Origin of the sequence: Pseudomonas maioricensis (assembly GCF_022790535.1) — a bacterium.
GTDB lineage: Bacteria > Pseudomonadota > Gammaproteobacteria > Pseudomonadales > Pseudomonadaceae > Aquipseudomonas > Aquipseudomonas maioricensis.
The window spans coordinates 246,977-267,946 of the sequence record NZ_LOHG01000005.1 but is presented as its reverse complement, the minus strand read 5'-3'; the positions used below and the strand labels follow the sequence as shown (position 1 = coordinate 267,946).

Here is a 20,970-nt window from a genome sequence, read left to right as displayed (position 1 = left end):
CGTTTTGCTTACTTTTGCGCCTCAAAAGTGAGGCGCCGTAAGGGCGCAACCAATAGCAGCCGTAACCTCAAAAACGGATGTACACACAACCACCCGCGACCTGAACAAAGACCGAGGCGCACCCATCGCGGGCAAGCCTCGCTCCAACAGGTGAGCGGTTACGGGCGAACATAGAATCTCCCGCGTCACCAGACAGTGGCCGACAGAACACTCAACTGATCACGTGGGAAACTGCAGCGCATTGGTCAAGTCACCCATCGGCGATTGCCCGCGAGCAACCATCGCGCTGTCTCGCTCCTTGAGACCGTTGAGCTTCTCCAGCCCGTGAACCCGAGTGATCAGACGCAGAATCGAGGCCGTATCGTAGACCGTATGATCGACCGTGCCCTTACGCGCGAAAGGAGAAACCACCAACGCAGGAATCCGCGTACCCGGCCCCCAACGATCGCCCTGGGGTGGCGCTACGTGATCCCACCAGCCGCCATTTTCGTCGACAGTAATGACAACCACCATGTTCGCCCATTGCGGGCTGTTGCGCAGCACCTTGATGACGCGGTCGATATGCCGGTCACCTGCGGCGACATCCGCGTAACCCGCGTGCATATTCAGATTGCCCTGAGGCTTGTAGAACGTCACCGCAGGCAGCTTGCCCGCCTCAGCATCGGCAAGGAACCTGTTGCTGCTGGCCTCATCGCCCAACCCGCCATCGCGCAGCCGTTTTTTACGTTCAACCGGGTTCTGCGGGCCTTGCTGCACGAAGTAATTGAACGGCTGATGGTGGTACTGGAAGTTAGGTATTTTCGGGATCCCTGTGGAATCCTTGAACTCATCAAGCGTGACCTGCCAGGCACCTGCATACCACGCCCAGTCGATGTTCTTCTTCGACAGCTTGTCGCCAATGTGTTCGTGAGTCTGTGGCACCAGCACGTTGGGCAAATCCGGCATGGAATAGTCCGGCTTTGCCGGATCACGTAGCCAGGTTGGCCAGAACGGTGGGGCGAGGGTATTGACCGCATAGCCATCGGGCGTCAGCGCGCTGGGGCCGAATTGCGGTGGACCGGTCATGGCACTGGCCGGAGACTGCTCCAGTGGCTTGAGGCGCGGGTCCTTCGGGTTGTCGCTTTCCAGGCGGGCAATTTGTGATTTCGCCACCGAGTTCGCAGCATCCGGGTACGTCGGTGCGGTGGCGGCAATCAGATACTGGTGGTTGAGAAACGAGCCGCCAAAGGCTCCCTGGAAGAAGTTGTCACAGAGTACAAACTCCTTGGCGACATCCCACAGGCGCAGCGAGTACTGGCTTTGTGCGTAGTAACCCATCGGCAGGCCACCCGCATCGGCCCAGGCAACGAAACGGTCATTCTTGCCGCCGTTGATTTGCATCTGATTCTGATAAAAAACATGCCACAGGTCCCGGGTGACGAGGCTCAGCGGCAAATCTTCGCCATTGATACCTTTGAGCGGGAAGGGCGCATTGGGCAGGTTTTCCTGAAACTGACCGCCAGCGGGGTAGCTCACGCCGTCAACCGTTTGCGGGCCCACTTGCAGAACGCCGCCCCAGGCCGGAGGCAAGGTTTTCAGCAGCGAGCCGTCGCGGTCACGTTGTTGATAATCGCCAGGCTTGAGCGCCGACAATGGCTTCTGCACCCCAGGGAAGTTACCGAACAAATTATTGAAACTGCGGTTCTCGGCGTAAATCACCACGACGGTTTTGACATGCTCGCGCAGCGCCTTGTCCAGTGCCGCACCTGTGAGGGGGGCGACTGGAGCTGACGAGGATTTCTGAGCGGTATCGCAGCCGCTCAAGGCGATACCGGCACCTAAAGCTGCCATCCCTCCCAGAAAGCGACGGCGACTGGGGTTGTTTTGCGAGGCATCGTCGGGTTTATCGCTCATGTGAACTACCTGCCTGGGCTAAGTGTTGCTAAATATTTCAGGCGAGCGTATCGACGCTATGTGACGGTATTACTACAGCAGGCCTGTTGCAGGCTTCTCGCAGGGTTCAGATACGCGGGGCTGTGTAGCGATCGATAATCCGCTGGATTTCACCGGAGACTCTCATGCGTACCAGTGTGCGCAGGATTTTTTGCGTCGGCAGATCAGGGTCATTGCGCACGATGCAACCGGCGGGCTGCTCGCTGATTAACGAGATGGCTTTCAACTGTTTGCTGGCAGGCAGGTCGCGATTGAGCCAATCCAATACCAGTTGGCTCGACACCGCGTAGTTATAGCGTCCCGCGGCCAGCTTTCTGAGGGTCTGCTCCTGATTGCGGGCATCCTCACGTACCAGTTGGTGATTGTCGAATAGGTACTGCAGGTCCGGATAGTTGTAGCCCAGCACGGTGCCAATGGTTTCGTTGTCGAACTGGCCCGGGTAAGGCCCTGCGGCGGTCTCGGCGGAGGCGATCAGCAGGTCACGTTGATACAGGATCGGCAGGCTCCAGAAGTAGTCGCCTGACAGGTGGGGCACCCAGGCTTGCGCCGCGTAGCAACGGATGTCGACTTCGCCGCGCTCCAGTGCTGCCTGCACGCGCAGGCGCGGCAGCACGTGATACTCGGCTTCGCGACCCACCTGGCTGGCCAGGCTTTGCATGATGTCGAACAGTATCCCGGCTGTGGGTTGATAGTCCTCCAGTTGAACCAGTGGCATCGACCAGCTTTCAGCCACGGAAAATCGCAGTGGGGGCTCGGCAGCTCCGGCGTTCAGGGTAAATAGCAACAGTACGCTCGGTATAAGCCGACTTCTACGCATGGGAGGTCCCTCAAGTGCGAGCCGCGAATGAGGCTCTTAAAGACCCGACTACTGCGTGGCCTTACGTCCATTTGCACAGCTTAGTCAGATTAGACGAGGACACCAGATGCAATTTTGCCCCTGCTCCGCTAGCATTAGCGGTCTTCCGCTTCCCAGTTGCGACGGTTTTCCATGAGTTATCAGGTTCTTGCACGTAAATGGCGTCCGCGCTCGTTCCGCGAAATGGTCGGCCAGACCCATGTGCTGAAGGCCCTGATCAATGCGCTGGACAGCCAGCGGCTGCACCACGCCTATTTATTCACCGGCACCCGGGGCGTAGGTAAAACCACGATTGCGCGGATTATCGCCAAGTGCCTCAACTGTGAAACCGGCATTACGTCGACGCCTTGCGGCACCTGCTCGGTGTGCCGGGAGATCGATGAAGGTCGTTTTGTCGACCTGATCGAAATCGACGCCGCGAGCCGCACCAAGGTCGAGGACACCCGCGAGCTGCTGGATAACGTGCAATACGCGCCGAGCCGCGGACGCTTCAAGGTCTACCTGATCGACGAAGTGCACATGCTCTCCAGCCACTCGTTCAACGCGTTGCTCAAGACCCTTGAGGAGCCGCCGCCGTACGTCAAATTCATCCTCGCGACGACTGACCCGCAAAAGCTGCCAGCGACGATACTGTCGCGCTGTCTGCAGTTCTCACTGAAAAATATGACGCCGGAGCGCGTGGTCGAGCATTTGACCCATGTGCTGGGCGTCGAAAACGTCCCGTTCGAAGACGATGCACTGTGGTTGCTGGGGCGTGCCGCCGACGGCTCGATGCGCGATGCCATGAGCCTTACCGATCAGGCCATCGCCTTTGGCGAAGGCAAGGTAATGGCCGCCGATGTGCGGGCCATGCTCGGTACGCTGGATCACGGCCAGGTGTTCGATGTACTGACCGCTTTGATCGACGGTGATGCCCGCAGTCTGCTGGAAGCCGTCCGCCACCTGGCCGAGCAGGGCCCTGACTGGAACGGCGTGTTGTCGGAGATTCTCAACGTATTGCATCGCGTGGCGATTGCCCAGGCATTGCCTGAGGGTGTCGACAACGGCCATGGCGACCGTGATCGTGTGCTTGCTCTGGCGCAGGCATTGCCTGCCGAAGACGTACAGTTTTACTACCAGATGGGTTTGATCGGCCGGCGCGATCTGCCGTTGGCGCCAGATCCTCGTGGCGGCTTCGAAATGGTCCTGCTGCGGATGTTGGCGTTTCGCCCCGCAGACAGCAGCGATGCCCCGAGGCAGCCACTAAAGACAGTGGGAATCAACCCGGCCACAGTTGATTCCGCACAACCAGTGGCCGGTGCGACCGCTGTCGCGCCGGTAGCAGTTGCTCCTGTGCAGGCTCCCGCTCCGGTTGTTGCTGAGCCAGTTGCTGCTCCGATTATCGAGCCGGTCGTGCAAACCCCCGCGCCGACTCCCGTTGCAGCTGCGCCAGAACCTGAGCCAGTTGCAGAAGTCGACTTGCCATGGAACGAGCCCAAGGCGTTGCCGCCGGTAGATGAAGAACAACCTGAACCCGAGCCGGTTGCTACGCCTGCTCAGGAACTGGTTGCCGAGCCGGTACTCGACACCGTCGCCGAGCAGCCTGAACTCACGCCGATGCCAAGTCCTGCGCCAGCCAGTCCGGTGCCGGATGCGCCGGAGGTTGAAGCTCCACAGCCTGAGGCCTTCGCCGAGCAGGCCGTGACTCCCGCAATGCTTGAAGCCATTCCCGATGCTTACGTTCCTGCGCCGATGGACCGTGACGACGAACCGCCACCGGACGACGATTATGTCGAGCCGGATGTGGATATCGATCCGGCGTCCTACAGTTATCTGGATGAACTCGCGCACGAAACCGTGACCGAAGAGGTCGAAGCTGAACCGGCCCCGGCGTCAAAACCGGCGACGGGCCTGGCAGCTGAATGGCTGGACATGTTTAACAAGTTACCGATTTCCGGCATGACCAGCAGCATCGCATCCAACTGCACACTGGTCTCGATGGACGGCGATAACTGGTTGCTGCATCTGGATCCAGGGCACAGTGCCTTGTTCAACGCGACCCAGTTGCGCCGTATTAACGATGGCCTCAATCAATTTGCCGGGCGCACGATCAACCTCAAGATCGAGTTGATCAAACCCGAACAGGAAACCCCGGCCCAGGCGGCTTCGCGGTTGCGTGTCGAGCGTCAGCGGCAGGCGGAAGCGTCGATCCATGCTGATCCGTTCATCCAGCAGATGCTTGAACAGTTTGGCGCAGTGATCCGGGAGGATACGATTAAGCCCGTGGATGCCCCGGTTGCTCAGACTCATTAACTGACGGTGGGATGCCGACTGGTTTCCCCACCCGCTAACATAATCAACTTTCGAGGAGATATCCCATGATGAAAGGTGGCATGGCTGGCCTGATGAAGCAGGCGCAGCAAATGCAGGAAAAAATGGCCAAGATGCAGGAAGAACTGGCCAATGCCGAAGTCACCGGCCAATCGGGCGCAGGCCTGGTCAGCGTAGTGATGACCGGTCGCCATGACGTCAAGCGCATCAATCTGGATGACAGCCTGATGCAGGAAGACAAGGAAGTGCTGGAAGACCTGATCGCTGCTGCCGTCAACGACGCAGTACGCAAGATTGAACAGGCCAGCCAGGAAAAGACCTCCAGCATGACAGCAGGCATGCAATTGCCTCCAGGCATGAAGCTGCCATTCTGATTGCAGGTTGTACCCCAAAATGCCAGGCCTTGTGCCTGGCATTTTTGTTTGTGCAAAAAAGTTCGGGTCGTCCAGAGCCTGTGGGAGCGGTGCTTGCCCGCGATAAAAGCACCGCAGATATCAGGTCAATCGCGTCCAGCCTTATCGCGGGCAAGCACCGCTCCCACAGATAAAGCGCGTTTCACCTGTGGGAGCAGGGTTTGCCCGCGATGCAGGCGCTGCGGTCGTGCAGATGAGCCCGATTGCTTTCCTCGCGGGCGAGCCTCGCTCCAACAGGAGACGATCTTTTGTGGGAGCCGGGCTTGCCCGCGATGCAGGCGCCGCGGTCGTGCAGATGAGCCCGATTGCTTTCATCGCGGGCGAGCCTCGCTCCCACAGGAGACGATCTTTTGTGGGAGCGGTGCTTGCCCGCGATGCAGGCGCTGCGGTCGTGCAGATGAATCTGATTGATTTCTTCGCGAGCAAGCTCAGCTCCCACAGATAATGCTCATCAGCATCCAACCGAACGTCACTGGCTTCAGAAGGTCTGCTTCTGCATACCCCATAGAATTCATTTCCAAGGAGCCGCTTTGATGACCCAAGAATTGATTCTTAACCAGCGAATTGTCCTGGCCTCCCGTCCGACCGGTGCGCCGACCCCGGAAAACTTCCGTCTGGAGCGTGAAGCACTGCCGGACCTGCAGGAAGGGCAAGTGCAGTTGCGCACTCTTTACCTGTCTCTGGACCCCTATATGCGCGGGCGTATGAGTGACGCACCGTCCTATGCCGATCCGGTCGAGATAGACGACGTGATGGAAGGCGGTGCTGTCAGCATCGTTGAGCAGTCGCGTAACCCAAAGTACAAGGTCGGTGACCGCGTGGTTGGCCAGACGGGCTGGCAGACTCACAGCATCAATGATGGAGCGGCGCTGCAGCTCATCCCGAAAGACTTGCCAAGCGACTCCATGGCTGTCGGCGTGCTAGGTATGCCGGGTATGACGGCCTACATGGGCCTGATGGACATCGGCAAACCGCAGGAAGGCGAAACGCTGGTGGTCGCGGCGGCGTCGGGTGCGGTGGGCTCAGTGGTAGGGCAGGTCGCCAAATTGAACGGCTTGCGAGTTGTCGGCGTAGCAGGTGGTGCGGACAAGTGCCGTTATGTGGTTGATGAGCTGGGCTTCGACGCCTGTATCGACCACAAGGGTGACAATTTCGCCGAAGAATTGAAACAGGCTTGCGGCAAAGGCATCGACATCTACTTCGAACTGGTTGGCGGCAAAGTCTTCGATGCTGTGTTGCCGCTACTCAATCCCAAGGCGCGGATTCCAGTGTGTGGCGTGATTGCTCAGTACAACGCCCAGGGCGTGCCTGAAGGTCCGAACGACTTGCCACTGCTGTTGCGCACGATACTGACCAAGCGCGCCCGTATGCAGGGTTTTATCGTGTTCGAGGAATACGGCCATCGTCACGAAGAGTTCTTCCGCGAGATGACGCCACTGGTCACCGAAGGCAAGATCAAATTCCGTGAAGACGTGGTGCAGGGCCTTGAGCAAGCGCCAGAAGCCTTTATTGGCCTGCTGGAAGGACGCAACTTTGGCAAATTGGTGGTTCACGTCTCGGACGCATGACGTAACCCTTGATTGACGCTGCTGGCAGGGCGCGGGTATAAACCGCGTCTTGTGTTTTTGTCGGACCTTTCTCCATGAGCTTCAGCCCACTGATTCGCCAACTGATCGATGCCCTGCGCACCCTGCCAGGGGTCGGTCAAAAAACCGCGCAACGCATGGCGCTGCAACTGCTTGAGCGTGATCGCAGTGGCGGTTCGCGGCTGGCGTTGGCATTAAGCCAGGCGATGGAAGGGGTAGGGCATTGTCGGCAGTGCCGAACCCTGACCGAAGACGATCTGTGTCCGCAGTGTTCGGACACCCGTCGGGATGACACCCTGCTGTGCGTGGTGGAGGGGCCGATGGATGTCTACGCGGTAGAACAGACTGGTTATCGTGGTCGCTACTTCGTACTCAAGGGGCACTTGTCGCCGCTGGACGGGCTTGGTCCGGAGGCCATCGGCATTCCGCAACTGCTGGCACGTATCAACGAACAGGGGACTTTTACTGAAGTCATTCTGGCCACCAATCCGACTGTCGAAGGCGAAGCCACCGCGCACTACATCGCGCAACTGCTGACCAACAAAGGCCTGATCACTTCACGCATCGCCCACGGTGTACCGCTGGGTGGCGAGTTGGAGCTGGTGGACGGCGGCACGTTGGCGCACTCGTTTGCAGGGCGCAAACCGATCGCGTTGTAAATGCCTGACGCTTAATCAGGCCGCGCTGTCTCGTGGCAAGCACAGGACCTGTAGGAGCTGCCGAAGGCTGCGATCGCGGTCTGTCAGGATAAATGCATCGCAGCCTTCGGCAGCTCCTACAGAAAATGCATTTTAATCTAATTTGTATGTTGTTCAGTGGGAGCGAATTCATTCGCGAATGAATTCGCCCCCACAGGGATCCTGCATCACCCTTCAAAAGTTGGGTAATGCATTAGGTCGAGCAGCGAATTACTCCGTCAGCCCGAAACTCGTCAGGCAAAACGTAGGAATCTGCAGATCTTGCAGGCGCTTTGAGCCGCCGAGTTCCGGCAAATCAATAATGGCCGCTGCTTCGTGAATTTTCGCGCCCATACGGCGGATCAAATTGGCAGCCGCGATCAGCGTTCCACCTGTGGCGATCAGGTCGTCGAACATCACCACCGAGTCTCCGTCGCATAAGCTGTCGGCGTGCACTTCAAGAAATGCTTCGCCGTATTCAGTCTGATAACCCTCTGACAGCACGTCCGCAGGCAGTTTGCCTTGCTTGCGAAACAGGATCAGCGGCTTGTTGAGTTCATAAGCCACAATCGAACCGATCAGAAAGCCCCTAGCATCCATCACACCGATGTGACTGAAATCCGCCTCGATGTAACGTTGCACGAAACTGTCCATCACCAGTCGAGTGGCTTTAGGGGATTGGAACAGTGGGGTGATGTCGCGAAAGATAACGCCCGGCTTGGGAAAGTCCACGACCGGGCGAATCAGGGATTTGAAGCTGGCTTCGTCGAAAATCATCAGGTGGTCCAGGGCTGGAGGTTTGAATCGATTGCCTAGTCTAAAGGCGCCAGCTCCGGATCGCACCCTCAGCTTTCGACAGCGCCACCCGCCAGTGCGCACAGCTGGATCGGATCAAGGATCCTGATCTCTTTGCCTTCTGCAGCAATCAGTTCGTTCTGCTGGAAGCGGGTGAAGACCCGCGACACTGTCTCCACCGCGAGGCCCAGGTGATTACCAATCTCGTTGCGCGACATGCTCAGGCGGAACTGGTTGGCCGAAAAGCCCCGGGCACGGAAGCGCGCCGACAGGTTGACCAGAAACGTCGCGATGCGCTCGTCTGCGGTTTTTTTCGACAGCAGCAACATCATTTGCTGATCGTCACGGATTTCCCGGCTCATGACGCGCATCAACTGGCGGCGCAGTTGTGGCAGCTGCACGGAGAGTTCGTCCAGACGCTCAAACGGGATTTCACACACCGAGGTGGTTTCCAGCGCCTGAGCCGAAACCGGATAGGCTTCAGCGTCCATGCCCGACATGCCCACAAGCTCGCTGGGCAAATGGAAACCGGTCAGTTGCTCTTCGCCACCGTCACTGATATTGAAGGTCTTCAGTGCGCCCGAACGTACCGCGTATACCGAGCCGAAAGTGTCACCCTGACGGAACAGGAACTCGCCCTTTTTCAGCGGTCGACCGCGTTTGACGATCTGGTCCAGAGCATCCATGTCTTCGAGATTCAAGGAGAGCGGCAAGCACAGCGGAGCCAGACTGCAATCCTTGCAATGGGCCTGGGTATGAGCGCGTACTTTGACTGGCTCGGGCATCACTTTATTTCCTTGTGGTAATCACACATAAGTCATAAGGGTAACTCACCAGTGACTACTCAGGCCAGCGCCGAACTGCCGCAGGGCTATCAAGCTTTGCATGCAGCGGTCGATAGTTTTGGCATCACCCGCCTTCTCAAACAGGTCCCCGCTCATGTGGTCATCCGCTCTTACCGCCATCAGCCGTGCTTTCCTGACGGCCAATGCGGCTGCACAGAAAAGCGCCGCTGAAAAGGCCGCGCCACAGAGTGCCGCCACCATACCGACCTCCCAGAGCGCAGAGGTCAGTCTTTCTGCGGCCGGTCTGGCGAGGGCGGCGTTATCCGGCTCGACCAATACTGATATCAAGCAGAGTGGCTTGCCAGACTCGGTGCAGAAAATCCTGAATTCTGTGCGTGACTCTCAGAAAAGGCTGGCGCAATCGAACAGCGAGTTGCAGGCGACCCTCAACGACAAGTCGCTCAATCCCGATATGCGCCAGGCGAAGGCGGCTGCACTGCAGACCGTTTCTGCCATTTATCAGCGTCAGATCAGTACTTCGGCCAGTGACCTGTCTTCTGTGATGAACGCGCTGCAACTGAAATCGGCCGACAAAGCCAAGGCAAGCATGCTGATGCTGGCCAAAATGTAAGCTAGCGGCCCATCCTGCAGGAGCTGCTCATATCACCCGGGAAAAGCGCTGACGATTCTGTTCGGTCAGGTACGCGTCGAAGACCATGCATACCGAGCGAGCCAATAGCCGGCCGGCGGGCAGTATCGCGATGCCCGTTGCCTCAAGAGCGATCAGCCCGTCGCTGGCCATTGTCGTGAGCTGCGGCCATAACTCGCGAAAATAAGCCCGGAAGTCGATATCGAATTCCGTTTCAATGTCGGCAAACCGCAACGTGAAATGACAGACCAGTTGTTGAATCACCGCTCGGCGAATGCGGTCGTCCTGATTGCACACCAGGCCGCGTTTGGTCGCCAATTGGTCGCTGGCCAGCAGGCTTTGGTAGTCAGCCAGGTCGTTGCTGTTCTGGCTGTACAGATTGCCGATCTGGCTGATCGCTGAAACGCCCAGACCAATCAGGTCGCAGTGGCCGTGAGTGGTGTAGCCCTGAAAATTACGTCGCAGGGTCAGTTCTTCCTGAGCGATCGCCAGCTCATCATCCGGCAGGGCAAAGTGATCCATACCGATGTAGCGGTAACCGGCTGCGGTCAATTGCTCGATCGTGTGTTCGAGCATCTGCAATTTGGTTTCGGGGGAGGGCAGGTCATTGCTGTCGATACGCCGCTGCGGCATGAAGCGCTCCGGCAGATGAGCGTAGTTGAACACTGACAGCCGGTCGGGTTGCAGGGCGATGATTTCTTCTACCGTCCGTGCAAAAGCCTCCGGCAACTGTTTGGGCAGCCCGTAAATCAGATCGATGTTGACTGAGCGGAATTGCAGGGTACGTGCGGCATCAATGATTGCCTGGGTTTCTTCCAGGCTTTGCAAGCGATTCACCGCGCGCTGAACCTGAGGGTCCAGATCCTGCACGCCGAGGCTGACCCGGTTGAAGCCCAGTTCGCGCAACAGACCCATGGTCGACCAGTCAGCTTCGCGCGGATCAATCTCGATGCCATAGTCGCCGGAGTCGTCGTCCAGCAGGTTGAAGTGCTGGCGCAGGAAACCCATTAATTGGCGTAACTCATCGTGGCTCAGAAAGGTCGGCGTGCCGCCGCCAAAATGCAGCTGTTCGACGACCTGGCCAGGATCAAGGTGGCAGGCAATCATCCGCATTTCATGCTCGAGCCGCTGCAGATAGGCCTGGGCGCGACCGCGATCCTTGGTAATGACTTTGTTGCAGGCGCAGTAGTAGCAAATGTTGGCGCAGAACGGGATATGCACGTAAAGCGACAGCGGGCGGACGGCCTTGCGGCTGTCGCGCAGTGCATGCAGCAGGTCGAAGGCACCGACCTGCGTATGAAATTGCACTGCTGTGGGGTAGGAGGTGTAGCGTGGTCCCGCCAGATCGTAGCGGCGAATCAGATCAGAATCCCAACGGATGGCGTCGAGCATGTTGGCGTTCCCTGGGGCGGCTGGCAGTAACGGTCAGTCTAAGGAAACGCGCTTGCAGTTCTTTTGATATGGGTCAATGGCCCATCAACCAGTGCTGATGCGGGCCAGGCAGTGTCCAGAGTCCGAACATGATCACTAGCAGGCCGCCCGCCATCCGGACGCCACGCTTGCGCAACAGCGCGGTAGTCCGTTGCGCCGCAAGGCCGGTTGCCAGTAATACCGGGCAGGTACCGATGCCGAAGGCCAGCATCAGCAAAGCGCTGTTGATGGCATTACCCTGGCTCGCCGACCAGAGCAGGGTGCTGTACACCAGACCGCAAGGTAACCAGCCCCACAGTCCGCCCAGCAGCAACGCGCGCGGCAAGCTCGACACCGGCAGCAGTCGATTGGCGACAGGTTGAATGTAACGCCACAACCAGCGGCCAAGGCCTTCGATACGGGTCAGGCCGCTCCACCACCCGGCCAGATAAAGGCCCATGGCGATCAGCAGCAACGCGGCCACCACGCGCAATGCCAATGCGCCGGGGCTATTGGCGACTGCCCAGCCCGCCAGACCGGTCAATAACCCGGCGCAGGCGTAGCTGCAAATTCGCCCGAGGTTGTAGGCCAACAGCAGCCTGAAACGTCGGCTGCGTTGCTCATTGGGAATGGCCAGTGTCAGCGCGCCCATCAGCCCGCCGCACATGCCCAGGCAATGCCCTCCGCCGAGCAGGCCGAGGATCAGGGCGGAGACCAGGAGGGGGGGCAGGTCAGTCATGAGTCCGCTCATCACAGATAAAATGACTTTCCGAACTGAAATGCTTTCTCTGTAGGCGCTCACGAGCAACGCGAGGCAGCGATAGCATTCTGCCTGACACACCGCCATCGCTGCCCTGCGTTGCTCGTGAGCTCCTACAAGAATGTCGGCCAGACCTAAACATCAGACTCATCTTTCTTCCTTCCCGCAACCTCATCAACTGCCGCCTGATGTTTCGGGTCCTGGTCATCAAAAAGAATGCTGTGCGCCGGGCCTTCCATGTCGTCGTATTGGCCGCTGTCCACTGCCCAGAAGAAAATATAGATAGCCACGCCAACCAGCAGCAACGCCGCCGGGATCATGATATAGAGCGCTGGCATAAAGCCTCCGAAGCAGGCTGCCGATGAGGTTCTGAGGTGGACGGCATGCGGGTCAGGCGCAACGCATTGAGGACCACCGCCAATGAACTGATGGACATGCCCACCGCAGCCCAGATGGGGGTGATCCAGCCGAGGGCCGCAAAAGGCAGCATGAGGCCATTGTACAGCCCGGCCCAGAGCAGATTCTCAATGATCACCCGGCGTGTCCGGCGCGCCAGACCAAAGGCTTGAATCAGTGCTTGCAGCCGGTTGGACAGCAGGACCGCGTCGGCACTGGTTTTCGCCAGGTCAGTCGCCGAGCCCATGGCGACACTGATGTCGGCAGCCGCCAGGATTGGTACATCATTGACGCCGTCCCCGAGCATCAGGACTTTGCGCCCTTGCTGCTGAAGCTCTTGCAGGACTGCCAGTTTGGCATCGGGATGCAGGCCGCCGCGGGCTTCGTCGATACCCAGTTCGGCAGCAACCTGAGCAACCATCGGCGAGCTGTCGCCTGACAGCAGCAAGGTTTTCCAGCCGCGCGCCTTGCAGTCCTGCAGCAGTGCGTGTGCATCTTCACGCAGTCGGTCATCAAGTACGAACCAGGCCAAAGGCCCCTCGCGGTCGCCGAGTAACAGGTGCTGGCCGGTCTGATCGGGCGCTGGCGGGATGTCGCTGGCGCTCAAGGCGCAGACAAACTCCGGTTGCCCGATTCGTAGTGTTTGTCCGTTGACGACACCCTCAAGCCCCAGCCCCGCTCGGCTGAAGACCTCCTCGGCAGCCACAGGTGCGCGGCCGAAGGCTTTTGCGATGGGGTGCTCCGAACGATTCTCAAGCGCGGCTGCGAGGCGCAGGCAGCTGTCTGCATCCAGTTTGCCCAGCGGCTTGATACTGCGCAGCGCCAGCCGTCCTTCGGTCAGGGTTCCGGTTTTGTCGAAAATCACCGTGTCGATCTGATTCAAGCCTTCCAGCACATGGCCTCGGATCAGCAACAGTCCCAGTGTGTGCAGGGTTCCGGTAGCGGCTGTCAGCGCTGTCGGGGTGGCCAGCGACAGGGCGCAAGGGCACGTCGCGACCAGCATCGCCAGTACGATCCAGAACGCCCGCGACTCATCGATCTGCCACCAGACAAGCCCGATAATTGCAGCGGTAATCAGTGAGAACAACAGGAACCACTGCGCAGCTTGATCAGCGATTTCCGCCAATCGGGGTTTTTCCGCCTGTGCGCGCTCCAGCAATCGGACGATGGCTGACAGGCGGGTTTCGTGCCCCAGCGCGAGCACTTTCACGGTGAGCGTGCTTTCGACGTTCAAGGTGCCCGCCGTGACCGCATCGCCAGGGTTGCGCGGCTGAGGCAGGTACTCACCGGTCAGCAACGATTCGTCGATGCTCGATAGACCCTCGAGGATTTTGCCGTCGGCGGGCAGTACAGCACCGGGCTGCACCAGTATCTGATCACCGAGCTTCAATTCGCTGAGCAGGATACGTTCGCTCTGGCCCTGTTCATTCAGGCGCAGGCAGGACGCGGGCAGCAGATTGACCAGTTGCGCGGTGGCCGCCGCAGTGCGCTCGCGAGCGCGGCGTTCCAGGTAGCGTCCGGCCAGCAGGAACAGGGCGAACATGCCCACCGCATCGAAGTACAGCTCGCCGTTACCGGTGATGGCGGTCCAGATACCCGCGACATAGGCACTGCCAATCGCCAGGGATACGGAAACGTCCATGGTCAGATGGCGGGTGCGCAGGTCACGCATGGCCCCGCGAAAGAATGGCTCGCAGCTGTAAAAGACGATGGGCGTCGTCAGAAACATCGCCACCCAGCGCAGGATGGTGTGCATCTCCGGGCTGAGATCCATGTTGAATTCCGGCCAGGTGGCCATGGTCGCCATCATCGCCTGGAACCACAGCAGCCCGGCCACACCGAGCTGGCGCAGGGCCTGACGATTTTCATCAGCCAGTTTGGCCGCAGCCCGGTCAGCCTGATAAGGGTGCGCGACGTAGCCGATATTGCGCAATTGGCTCAATAGCTGGCTCAACGGCATTTGGCCGTCGGACCAACTGACGTGGAGCCTGTGGTTGGACAGATTCAGACGTGCTTCAGCGACGGCGGGCAGGGTGCGCAGGTGGCGTTCGATGAGCCAGCCACACGCCGCACAACTGATGCCCTCTATCAACAGTGTCGTTTCTGCCTGTTCGCCTTGATGCCGCACGAACGGTGCCTGCACCTCAGCGCGGTCGTACAACGCCAGTTCGTCCAGCAACTGCGCAGGCAGTGTTTCCGGATTGGCGGACGCCTGGCTACGATGGCTGTAATAACTTTCCAGGCCACCGGCAACGATCGATTCAGCGACCGCCTGACACCCTGGACAACACATCGCCCGGGTTTTCCCGAGCACGACGGCATGAAAGCGACTGCCAGTCGGGACGGGCAGAGCGCAGTGGTAGCAGGGGATAGGTGTGGTCATGGCGGTACAGCAAGTCCTGCGGAAAGGGAGCAATCGATGGATCTGTAGGAGCTCACCGAGGTTACGAGGCCAGCGATAGCGGGGTGTCAGACAAACCGCCATCGCTGGCCTCGTAACCTCGGTGAGCTCCTACAGAATTGGGTTCAATTCATTAGATTGCATTTTTAATCAAAACCGCCAAGCGCTCACTTCCTCAAATCTTCCGCACCCTGAATCGCTTCATCGCCCAGTGCAAGGTCTTTGTCGTGGCTGATCAGTTCTTCTTCGAACAACCGCCAGGTCTGGCCATTCTCGCTGCCCAGCAGCTCAACAAAACGCCGGCCCTCGACTTTGTCGGTCAATTGGCCGATGTAGCGATCCGGTTCGGTAGCGCTTTGGGTCAGGAAAATTCTGCGGTCTTTCTGCGGTTGGGTCGGGGAGATCAGGTTCAGCTCAAGCGTTTTCGGTTTGCTGTTACCGCTCAGGCGAAGGTCGGCTTCACCCGTCAGTTCGTCCAGACGCACATGGGCTTTGAGCTTCAAGGTCTGGGCCAGCAGTTCGCGGTCAAGTGAGCGATTGATACCTTTGCCGGCCTCGTAATAGTTGTCGTTGACCAGGTTATCCGGGTTGTTCACCGCGATTGTCACCATGGTCAGCGACAGGGTGACCGAGCAAGTCAGAATACCAATCAGGATCCATGGCCAGATGTGCTTGTACCAAGGGCTTTGCGCAGTTGCGACGGACATGGGTTGCTCTCTTTAACGAACTTGCGGGCCGATAAACCGGCTCTTGGTTTCTGCGTGAGCATCGCCGTCTGCATCCTTGAGGATGAAGATCACCTCGTTGGTGCTCGATGGCAGTTTTTCGGGCGCGATGGACAGCTCGACCGGCATGCTGAAAATTTCTCCGGCAGGCACTCTGAATTCACGACGACCCTGCAGTTTCAGGTCAGGCAAGCCGGTGGCATCCAGCACGTAGGTATGATCCACCTGGTCCTTGTTCATCACTTTCAGGCTGTAGACGTTCTCGATTCGGCCTTCGGCGTTTTCCCGGTACAGGACGCGGTCCTTGCTGACGTCAAAGCCGACGAGCGAGCGCATGAAGAACGCCGAAGCCAGCAACCCGATCATTACCAGCAGCACCGCCGCATAGCCGAGCAGCCGCGGTCGCAACGTGTGGGTGACCTGACCGGAAAGGTTGTGCTCGGTGGTATAGCTGATCAGGCCGCGCGGGTAGTTCATCTTGTCCATGATGCTGTCGCAGGCATCGATGCAGGCGGCGCAACCGATGCATTCGACTTGCAGGCCGTCACGTATGTCGATGCCGGTGGGGCAGACCTGCACGCACATCGTGCAGTCGATGCAGTCGCCCAGACCTTGTGCCTTGTAGTCCTGTTCTTTTTTGCGCGGGCCTCGTTTCTCTCCACGGCGTGGGTCGTAGGACACGATCAGGGTGTCCTTGTCGAACATCACACTCTGGAAGCGCGCATAGGGGCACATGTAAATGCACACTTGCTCACGCAGCCAGCCGGCGTTGCCGTAAGTTGCCAGGGTGAAGAAGCCAATCCAGAAATACGCCCAGCCATCCGCCTGCCCGGTGAACAGCTCAGTGACCAGATCGCGAATCGGCGAAAAGTAGCCGACAAAGGTCAGCCCGGTGGCGAAACCGATCAGCAGCCACAGGCTGTGCTTGGACAGTTTGCGCACAAACTTGTTGGCGCTCATGGGGGCCTTGTCGAGCTTGATACGCTGGTTGCGATCGCCCTCGGTGACCTTTTCGCACCACATGAAAATCCACGTCCAGACGCTTTGCGGGCACGTGTAGCCGCACCACACCCGGCCCGCGTAGACAGTGATGAAAAACAGGCCGAACGCGCTGACGATCAGGATGCCCGACAGGAGGATGAAGTCCTGCGGCCAGAAGGTTGCGCCAAAAATGTAGAACTTGCGCTCCGGCAGGTTCCACCACACTGCCTGATGTCCGCCCCAGTTCAACCAGACGGTGCCGAAGTAAATCAGAAACAGCAGAGCGCCGCCGAGCATGCGCAGGTTGCGGAACAGACCGGTGAAGGCGCGGGTGTAGATTTTTTCTCGCGAGGCGTAAAGGTCGACCGTCTGATTGTCTTTATTGGACGGCGGGGTGACGTTGACGACAGGAATGTTGTTGCTCATCAGTGTGTCCCACGGCAGTGGAAAAATGCCTCAGCCAGTACGTGCCGACTGGGGTCAGTAGCGTCCTGTTATAACGGCAATGATACGCCTGCAGGCTCGGTTAGTGGATCGCAGCGAATCCTGGCGCAAACAGGTGTAGAGCGTGCTGATTCGGGTCAATTGATTTGCAGTTTTTTTGCGGTATGTGATTTCCCTGTGGGAGCCGAGCTTGCTCGCGATAAGGCTGAATGCGATCTAAAGTGAAACGCGTCCAGCCTTGTCGCGGGCAAGCCCAGCTCCCACAGGGAAGCGCATTTCAATTCAGAATCACATGTTTGCAAAATGAACTGACCTTACTCAGCCTTCTCCCCCTGCGACAAGCTGTAAACATACGCCGCGAGGATGTGCACTTTGTCATTGCCCTGAATCGCTTCCTGAGCAGGCATCTGCCCCTGGCGACCGTAACGGATGGTCTGCTGCAGTTGCGCGTAGCTTGAGCCGTAGATGAACGCGCCTGGATGAGTCAGGTCTGGTGCACCCAGTGCTTGTGTGCCTTTGCCTTCCGGGCCGTGGCAGGCTACGCAGGTGGTTGCATAGATTTTCTGGCCAGCGACCGGATCAGCTTTGGCGTCTTCCGGTAATTTTCGACTGCCCAGTACGGTCAATACATAGGCCGAAACGTCACGTACGCCTTGTTCCTTGATTGCCTCGCCCCAGGCAGGCATCACCGCATGGCGGCCGCCCATGATCGTGGCTTTGATGGTTTGTGGCTCACCGCCCCAGCGCCAGTCATCGTCCGTCAGGTTGGGGAAGCCATAAGCGCCTTTGGCGTCGGAGCCGTGACACACCGAACAGTTGGAGGCGAACAGGCGGCCACCCATTTTCAGGGCCTGCGGATCCTTGGCGACTTCTTCGATGGGCATTGAAGCAAACTTGGCGAAGATCGGGCCAAATCGCGCTTCGGAGCGTGCCATTTCCTTTTCCCACTCGTGCACGCCGGTCCAGCCTGTCTGGCCGTCGGAGAATTCGATTTGCTTCTCGGTATTCATGTAGCCGTAGCCCGGCCAGACGCCTTTCCAGTTACCTAGCCCGGGATATAGCACCAGATAGCCCAGGGCGAAAATGATCGTGCCGATGAACAGCATGAACCACCATTTGGGCAGAGGGTTGTCGTATTCCTCGATGCCATCGAAGGAATGGCCGACGGTTTCTTCCGTGGCTTCGTCGCGCTGGCCCTTGCGGGTCGACAGCAATAACCAGGTCAGGGCGAAGATGGTGCCGAGGGTCAGAACGCTGACGTAGAGACTCCAAAAGGTACTCATTGCTTGCTCCCGGATGCTTTTTCCTGCTCGACTTTTTTGATCGCTTCGGGGTCGTCCGCGAAGGGCAGCAAGGTTGCGTCGTCAAACTCTGACTTACGCCGGGGGCTGAATACCCAGAGCGCCAGACCGATAAAGGCCACCATCACCACCAGGGTGCCCAGGCCACGAATCATCCCGATATCCATCAAGATCACCGTTTGCTTTTGATGATGGTGCCGAGGCCTTGCAGATAGGCCACCAGTGCATCCATTTCGGTTTTGCCTTTCACGGCTTCCTGCGCGCCGGCGATGTCTTCGTCGGTATAGGGCGTGCCCAGAGTGCGCAAGACTTGCATTTTTTTCGCGGTTTCCTTGCCGTCCAGACGTTTCTCTACCAGCCACGGGTACGCAGGCATTTTCGATTCTGGTACCACGTTGCGCGGGTTATACAAGTGCGCCCGGTGCCAGTCATCGGAGTAACGTCCGCCGACCCGCGCCAGGTCGGGCCCGGTGCGTTTGGAACCCCACAGGAAAGGGTGATCCCAGACGCTTTCACCCGCGACCGAGTAATGGCCGTAGCGCTCGGTTTCGGCACGGAACGGACGGATCATCTGCGAGTGGCAGCCCACGCAGCCGTTGGCGATGTAGACGTCGCGCCCTTCGATCTCCAGCGCGGTGCGCGGCTTCATGCCTTCCACCGGCAGGTTGGTCACGTCCTGGAAAAACAGCGGGACGATTTGCGTCAGCCCGCCGATGCTGACGGCGATAACCATGAAGAAGGCCAGCAGGCCAATGTTCTTTTCGAGAACTTCGTGCTTCATCAGTGAGCTCCCACAACGGCGATCTGTGCCGCAGCTTCAGCCTCGGTGGGGTCCGAAGCACGTACGGTACGCCAGACGTTGTAGGCCATGAACAGCATGCCGCTGGCAAAGAATGCACCGCCGACCATGCGCACGATGTAACCAGGATGACTCGCCTGCAGGGCCTCGACGAAAGAATAGGTCAGCGTGCCGTCATCGTTGATGGCCCGCCACATCAGCCCTTGGGTGATGCCGTTGACCCACATGGACGCGATGTACAGCACGGTGCCAATCGTGGCGAGCCAGAAGTGCGCATTGATCAGGCCGATGCTGTGCATCTGCGGTCGACCGAAGACTTTGGGAATCATGTGGTAGGTCGCGCCGATGGAGATCATTGCCACCCAGCCCAATGCACCCGCGTGAACGTGGCCGATGGTCCAGTCGGTGTAATGGGAGAGGGCATTGACCGTTTTGATGGCCATCATCGGGCCTTCAAACGTCGACATGCCGTAGAACGCCAGGGACACCACCAGAAAGCGCAGGATCGGGTCGGTGCGCAATTTATGCCAGGCGCCGGAGAGCGTCATCATACCGTTGATCATCCCGCCCCAGCTTGGCGCGAGCAGAATGATCGACATCACCATGCCCAGTGATTGTGCCCAATCTGGCAGGGCGGTGTAGTGCAAGTGATGCGGACCCGCCCAGATGTACAAAGTGATCAGCGCCCAGAAGTGCACGATGGACAGACGATACGAGTAGATCGGACGCTCAGCCTGCTTGGGCACGAAGTAATACATCATGCCGAGGAAGCCGGTGGTCAGGAAAAAACCCACCGCGTTGTGGCCGTACCACCACTGAATCATGGCGTCGGTGGCACCCGCGTAGGCTGAATAGGATTTGAACAGGCTGACCGGTAGCGAGATGTGATTGACGATGTGCAGCATGGCGGTGACGACGATGAATGCACCGTAAAACCAGTTGCCGACATAAATATGTTTGGTCTTGCGCTTGACGATGGTGCCGAAGAACACCGCGCCATAAACGATCCAGACAATCGCCAGCAAAATAGCGATCGGCCATTCCAGTTCGGCGTATTCCTTGGTCGTTGTGTAGCCCATTGGCAAGGTGATGATGGCGCTGAGGATGACTGCCTGCCAGCCCCAGAATGAAAACGCGGCCATGCCATCGGAGATCAGTCGGGTCTGACACGTGCGTTGCACGACGTAATAAGAGGTGCCGAAAAGAGCGCAGCCGCCGAACGCGAAAATCACCAGATTGGTATGCAGCGGTCGCAGACGTCCGAAACTGGTCCACTCCAGGCCCAGATTCAGCTCCGGCCAGACCAGTTGCGCGGCAATGAAAACGCCAAGCCCCATGCCCAGGATGCCCCAGACAACCGTCATGACGGCGAACTGGCGGACCACCTTATAGTTATAAGCGGTCGGACTGATTGCTGTGCTCATTATCAGGTTCCACGGTTTTGACTATTTATTAGTATGAAAACCGACGCAGACATGCTCTGCGGCCGTTTCAGGCAAATTCCGACGCGAAGCGTAAAGGAAAAACCTGTCCCGGTGGACAGAAAGTTACTGGAGGGTACAGGACGGGTGAAATTGACTGCGTGAGTGACGGACATTTGCGGCATGCCGGGCACTAAGAACAGCCCTGGTTCGTCAGGCCGTTCAGCGTCTGCAGAGCACGATGTCGGACACGTTCCTTTCACTTGGCCTGTGGCCAGCCATCGCCAGTCCACTAACAGGCAAGCTTAGTCCCGAAAGACGGGAGAGGA

General features: G+C 58.6%; 19 protein-coding genes. 5 read left to right on the top strand and 14 right to left on the bottom strand.

Annotated features, from left to right (window positions below; translation table 11 throughout):
• Positions 1-219 precede the first annotated feature (219 nt).
• Together AUC61_RS10625 and AUC61_RS10620 are read right to left on the bottom strand one after the other, a co-directional pair.
• Positions 220-1,893: an acid phosphatase gene (locus tag AUC61_RS10625; protein WP_243245918.1), complete on the bottom strand. Its 1,674-nt coding sequence runs from the start codon at positions 1,891-1,893 to the stop codon at positions 220-222.
• Positions 1,894-1,999: 106 nt separating this feature from the next.
• Positions 2,000-2,749 carry a substrate-binding periplasmic protein gene (locus tag AUC61_RS10620; RefSeq protein ID WP_243245916.1) on the bottom strand — a complete coding sequence of 250 codons (750 nt, stop codon included), beginning with the start codon at positions 2,747-2,749 and terminating at the stop codon, positions 2,000-2,002.
• Positions 2,750-2,920: 171 nt separating this feature from the next.
• Here AUC61_RS10620 and dnaX point away from each other — a divergent pair, with 171 nt between their 5' ends.
• The 4 genes from dnaX (at position 2,921) to recR (ending at position 7,756) form a co-directional block, all read left to right on the top strand.
• Positions 2,921-5,080 (top strand): DNA polymerase III subunit gamma/tau, encoded by a 2,160-nt coding sequence (dnaX, locus tag AUC61_RS10615; RefSeq protein WP_243245914.1) that lies wholly within the window; start codon positions 2,921-2,923, stop codon positions 5,078-5,080.
• Positions 5,081-5,145: 65 nt separating this feature from the next.
• On the top strand, positions 5,146-5,472 hold the full coding sequence (locus AUC61_RS10610) for a YbaB/EbfC family nucleoid-associated protein (protein WP_027900954.1): 327 nt from the start codon (positions 5,146-5,148) through the stop codon (positions 5,470-5,472).
• A 572-nt stretch (positions 5,473-6,044) separates the two neighbouring features.
• On the top strand, positions 6,045-7,079 hold the full coding sequence (locus AUC61_RS10605) for an NADP-dependent oxidoreductase (RefSeq protein WP_243245912.1): 1,035 nt from the start codon (positions 6,045-6,047) through the stop codon (positions 7,077-7,079).
• Positions 7,080-7,153: 74 nt separating this feature from the next.
• A complete protein-coding gene (recR, locus tag AUC61_RS10600) occupies positions 7,154-7,756 on the top strand; it encodes a recombination mediator RecR (RefSeq protein ID WP_243245911.1) in 603 nt (200 codons plus the stop codon).
• 249 nt (positions 7,757-8,005) lie between these two features.
• On the opposite strand, the gene AUC61_RS10595 is transcribed toward recR, so the two are convergent.
• Positions 8,006-8,551 carry an adenine phosphoribosyltransferase gene (locus AUC61_RS10595; RefSeq protein WP_027900957.1) on the bottom strand — a complete coding sequence of 182 codons (546 nt, stop codon included), beginning with the start codon at positions 8,549-8,551 and terminating at the stop codon, positions 8,006-8,008.
• 68 nt (positions 8,552-8,619) lie between these two features.
• Positions 8,620-9,354, bottom strand: a complete 735-nt coding sequence (gene fnr, locus AUC61_RS10590; RefSeq protein WP_243245909.1) for a fumarate/nitrate reduction transcriptional regulator Fnr — start codon at positions 9,352-9,354, stop codon at positions 8,620-8,622.
• A 154-nt stretch (positions 9,355-9,508) separates the two neighbouring features.
• Here fnr and AUC61_RS10585 point away from each other — a divergent pair, with 154 nt between their 5' ends.
• Positions 9,509-9,985, top strand: coding sequence for a chemotaxis protein (locus tag AUC61_RS10585; protein WP_243245906.1), 477 nt, complete (start codon positions 9,509-9,511; stop codon positions 9,983-9,985).
• Positions 9,986-10,012: 27 nt separating this feature from the next.
• Here the strand turns inward: AUC61_RS10585 and hemN are convergent, their stop codons facing one another.
• The 10 genes from hemN to ccoN form a co-directional block, all read right to left on the bottom strand.
• The gene (gene hemN / locus AUC61_RS10580) at positions 10,013-11,395 is read right to left on the bottom strand and encodes an oxygen-independent coproporphyrinogen III oxidase (RefSeq protein ID WP_243245905.1); all 1,383 of its coding nucleotides are present in this window, start codon (positions 11,393-11,395) and stop codon (positions 10,013-10,015) included.
• Positions 11,396-11,468: 73 nt separating this feature from the next.
• On the bottom strand, positions 11,469-12,152 hold the full coding sequence (locus AUC61_RS10575; protein WP_243245903.1) for a sulfite exporter TauE/SafE family protein: 684 nt from the start codon (positions 12,150-12,152) through the stop codon (positions 11,469-11,471).
• Between the two features lie 155 nt (positions 12,153-12,307).
• A complete protein-coding gene (ccoS, locus tag AUC61_RS10570) occupies positions 12,308-12,511 on the bottom strand; it encodes a cbb3-type cytochrome oxidase assembly protein CcoS (protein WP_243245902.1) in 204 nt (67 codons plus the stop codon).
• On the bottom strand, positions 12,490-14,952 hold the full coding sequence (locus tag AUC61_RS10565; RefSeq protein WP_243245900.1) for a heavy metal translocating P-type ATPase: 2,463 nt from the start codon (positions 14,950-14,952) through the stop codon (positions 12,490-12,492). Before AUC61_RS10565 ends, ccoS begins: the two co-directional genes overlap by 22 nt.
• A 185-nt stretch (positions 14,953-15,137) precedes the next feature.
• Positions 15,138-15,677 (bottom strand): FixH family protein, encoded by a 540-nt coding sequence (locus tag AUC61_RS10560; protein ID WP_243245899.1) that lies wholly within the window; start codon positions 15,675-15,677, stop codon positions 15,138-15,140.
• A 12-nt stretch (positions 15,678-15,689) separates the two neighbouring features.
• Complete coding sequence (gene ccoG, locus AUC61_RS10555) at positions 15,690-17,102, bottom strand: cytochrome c oxidase accessory protein CcoG (protein WP_243245897.1); 1,413 nt, start codon at positions 17,100-17,102, stop codon at positions 15,690-15,692.
• A 332-nt stretch (positions 17,103-17,434) separates the two neighbouring features.
• On the bottom strand, positions 17,435-18,403 hold the full coding sequence (gene ccoP / locus AUC61_RS10550) for a cytochrome-c oxidase, cbb3-type subunit III (RefSeq protein ID WP_243245895.1): 969 nt from the start codon (positions 18,401-18,403) through the stop codon (positions 17,435-17,437).
• A complete protein-coding gene (locus AUC61_RS10545; protein WP_122666317.1) occupies positions 18,400-18,588 on the bottom strand; it encodes a cbb3-type cytochrome oxidase subunit 3 in 189 nt (62 codons plus the stop codon). The genes ccoP and AUC61_RS10545 overlap by 4 nt, the downstream gene beginning before the upstream one ends.
• 5 nt (positions 18,589-18,593) lie before the next feature.
• Positions 18,594-19,202, bottom strand: a complete 609-nt coding sequence (gene ccoO / locus AUC61_RS10540; protein ID WP_122666318.1) for a cytochrome-c oxidase, cbb3-type subunit II — start codon at positions 19,200-19,202, stop codon at positions 18,594-18,596.
• Complete coding sequence (ccoN, locus tag AUC61_RS10535; protein WP_243245893.1) at positions 19,202-20,644, bottom strand: cytochrome-c oxidase, cbb3-type subunit I; 1,443 nt, start codon at positions 20,642-20,644, stop codon at positions 19,202-19,204. The genes ccoO and ccoN overlap by 1 nt, the downstream gene beginning before the upstream one ends.
• Positions 20,645-20,970: the final 326 nt, after the last annotated feature.

Coding starts and splice junctions, on each gene's coding strand:
- recR (WP_243245911.1), top strand. CDS start 7,154: ATGAGCTTCAGCCCACTGATTCGCCAACTGATCGATGCCCTGCGCACC.
- ccoN (WP_243245893.1), bottom strand. CDS start 20,644: ATGAGCACAGCAATCAGTCCGACCGCTTATAACTATAAGGTGGTCCGC.
- AUC61_RS10565 (WP_243245900.1), bottom strand. CDS start 14,952: ATGACCACACCTATCCCCTGCTACCACTGCGCTCTGCCCGTCCCGACT.
- AUC61_RS10545 (WP_122666317.1), bottom strand. CDS start 18,588: ATGGATATCGGGATGATTCGTGGCCTGGGCACCCTGGTGGTGATGGTG.
- ccoG (WP_243245897.1), bottom strand. CDS start 17,102: ATGAGCAACAACATTCCTGTCGTCAACGTCACCCCGCCGTCCAATAAA.
- AUC61_RS10575 (WP_243245903.1), bottom strand. CDS start 12,152: ATGACTGACCTGCCCCCCCTCCTGGTCTCCGCCCTGATCCTCGGCCTG.
- AUC61_RS10610 (WP_027900954.1), top strand. CDS start 5,146: ATGATGAAAGGTGGCATGGCTGGCCTGATGAAGCAGGCGCAGCAAATG.
- AUC61_RS10605 (WP_243245912.1), top strand. CDS start 6,045: ATGACCCAAGAATTGATTCTTAACCAGCGAATTGTCCTGGCCTCCCGT.
- AUC61_RS10560 (WP_243245899.1), bottom strand. CDS start 15,677: ATGTCCGTCGCAACTGCGCAAAGCCCTTGGTACAAGCACATCTGGCCA.
- dnaX (WP_243245914.1), top strand. CDS start 2,921: ATGAGTTATCAGGTTCTTGCACGTAAATGGCGTCCGCGCTCGTTCCGC.
- fnr (WP_243245909.1), bottom strand. CDS start 9,354: ATGCCCGAGCCAGTCAAAGTACGCGCTCATACCCAGGCCCATTGCAAG.
- AUC61_RS10585 (WP_243245906.1), top strand. CDS start 9,509: ATGTGGTCATCCGCTCTTACCGCCATCAGCCGTGCTTTCCTGACGGCC.
- ccoO (WP_122666318.1), bottom strand. CDS start 19,202: ATGAAGCACGAAGTTCTCGAAAAGAACATTGGCCTGCTGGCCTTCTTC.
- hemN (WP_243245905.1), bottom strand. CDS start 11,395: ATGCTCGACGCCATCCGTTGGGATTCTGATCTGATTCGCCGCTACGAT.
- AUC61_RS10620 (WP_243245916.1), bottom strand. CDS start 2,749: ATGCGTAGAAGTCGGCTTATACCGAGCGTACTGTTGCTATTTACCCTG.
- ccoS (WP_243245902.1), bottom strand. CDS start 12,511: ATGCCAGCGCTCTATATCATGATCCCGGCGGCGTTGCTGCTGGTTGGC.
- AUC61_RS10625 (WP_243245918.1), bottom strand. CDS start 1,893: ATGAGCGATAAACCCGACGATGCCTCGCAAAACAACCCCAGTCGCCGT.
- AUC61_RS10595 (WP_027900957.1), bottom strand. CDS start 8,551: ATGATTTTCGACGAAGCCAGCTTCAAATCCCTGATTCGCCCGGTCGTG.
- ccoP (WP_243245895.1), bottom strand. CDS start 18,403: ATGAGTACCTTTTGGAGTCTCTACGTCAGCGTTCTGACCCTCGGCACC.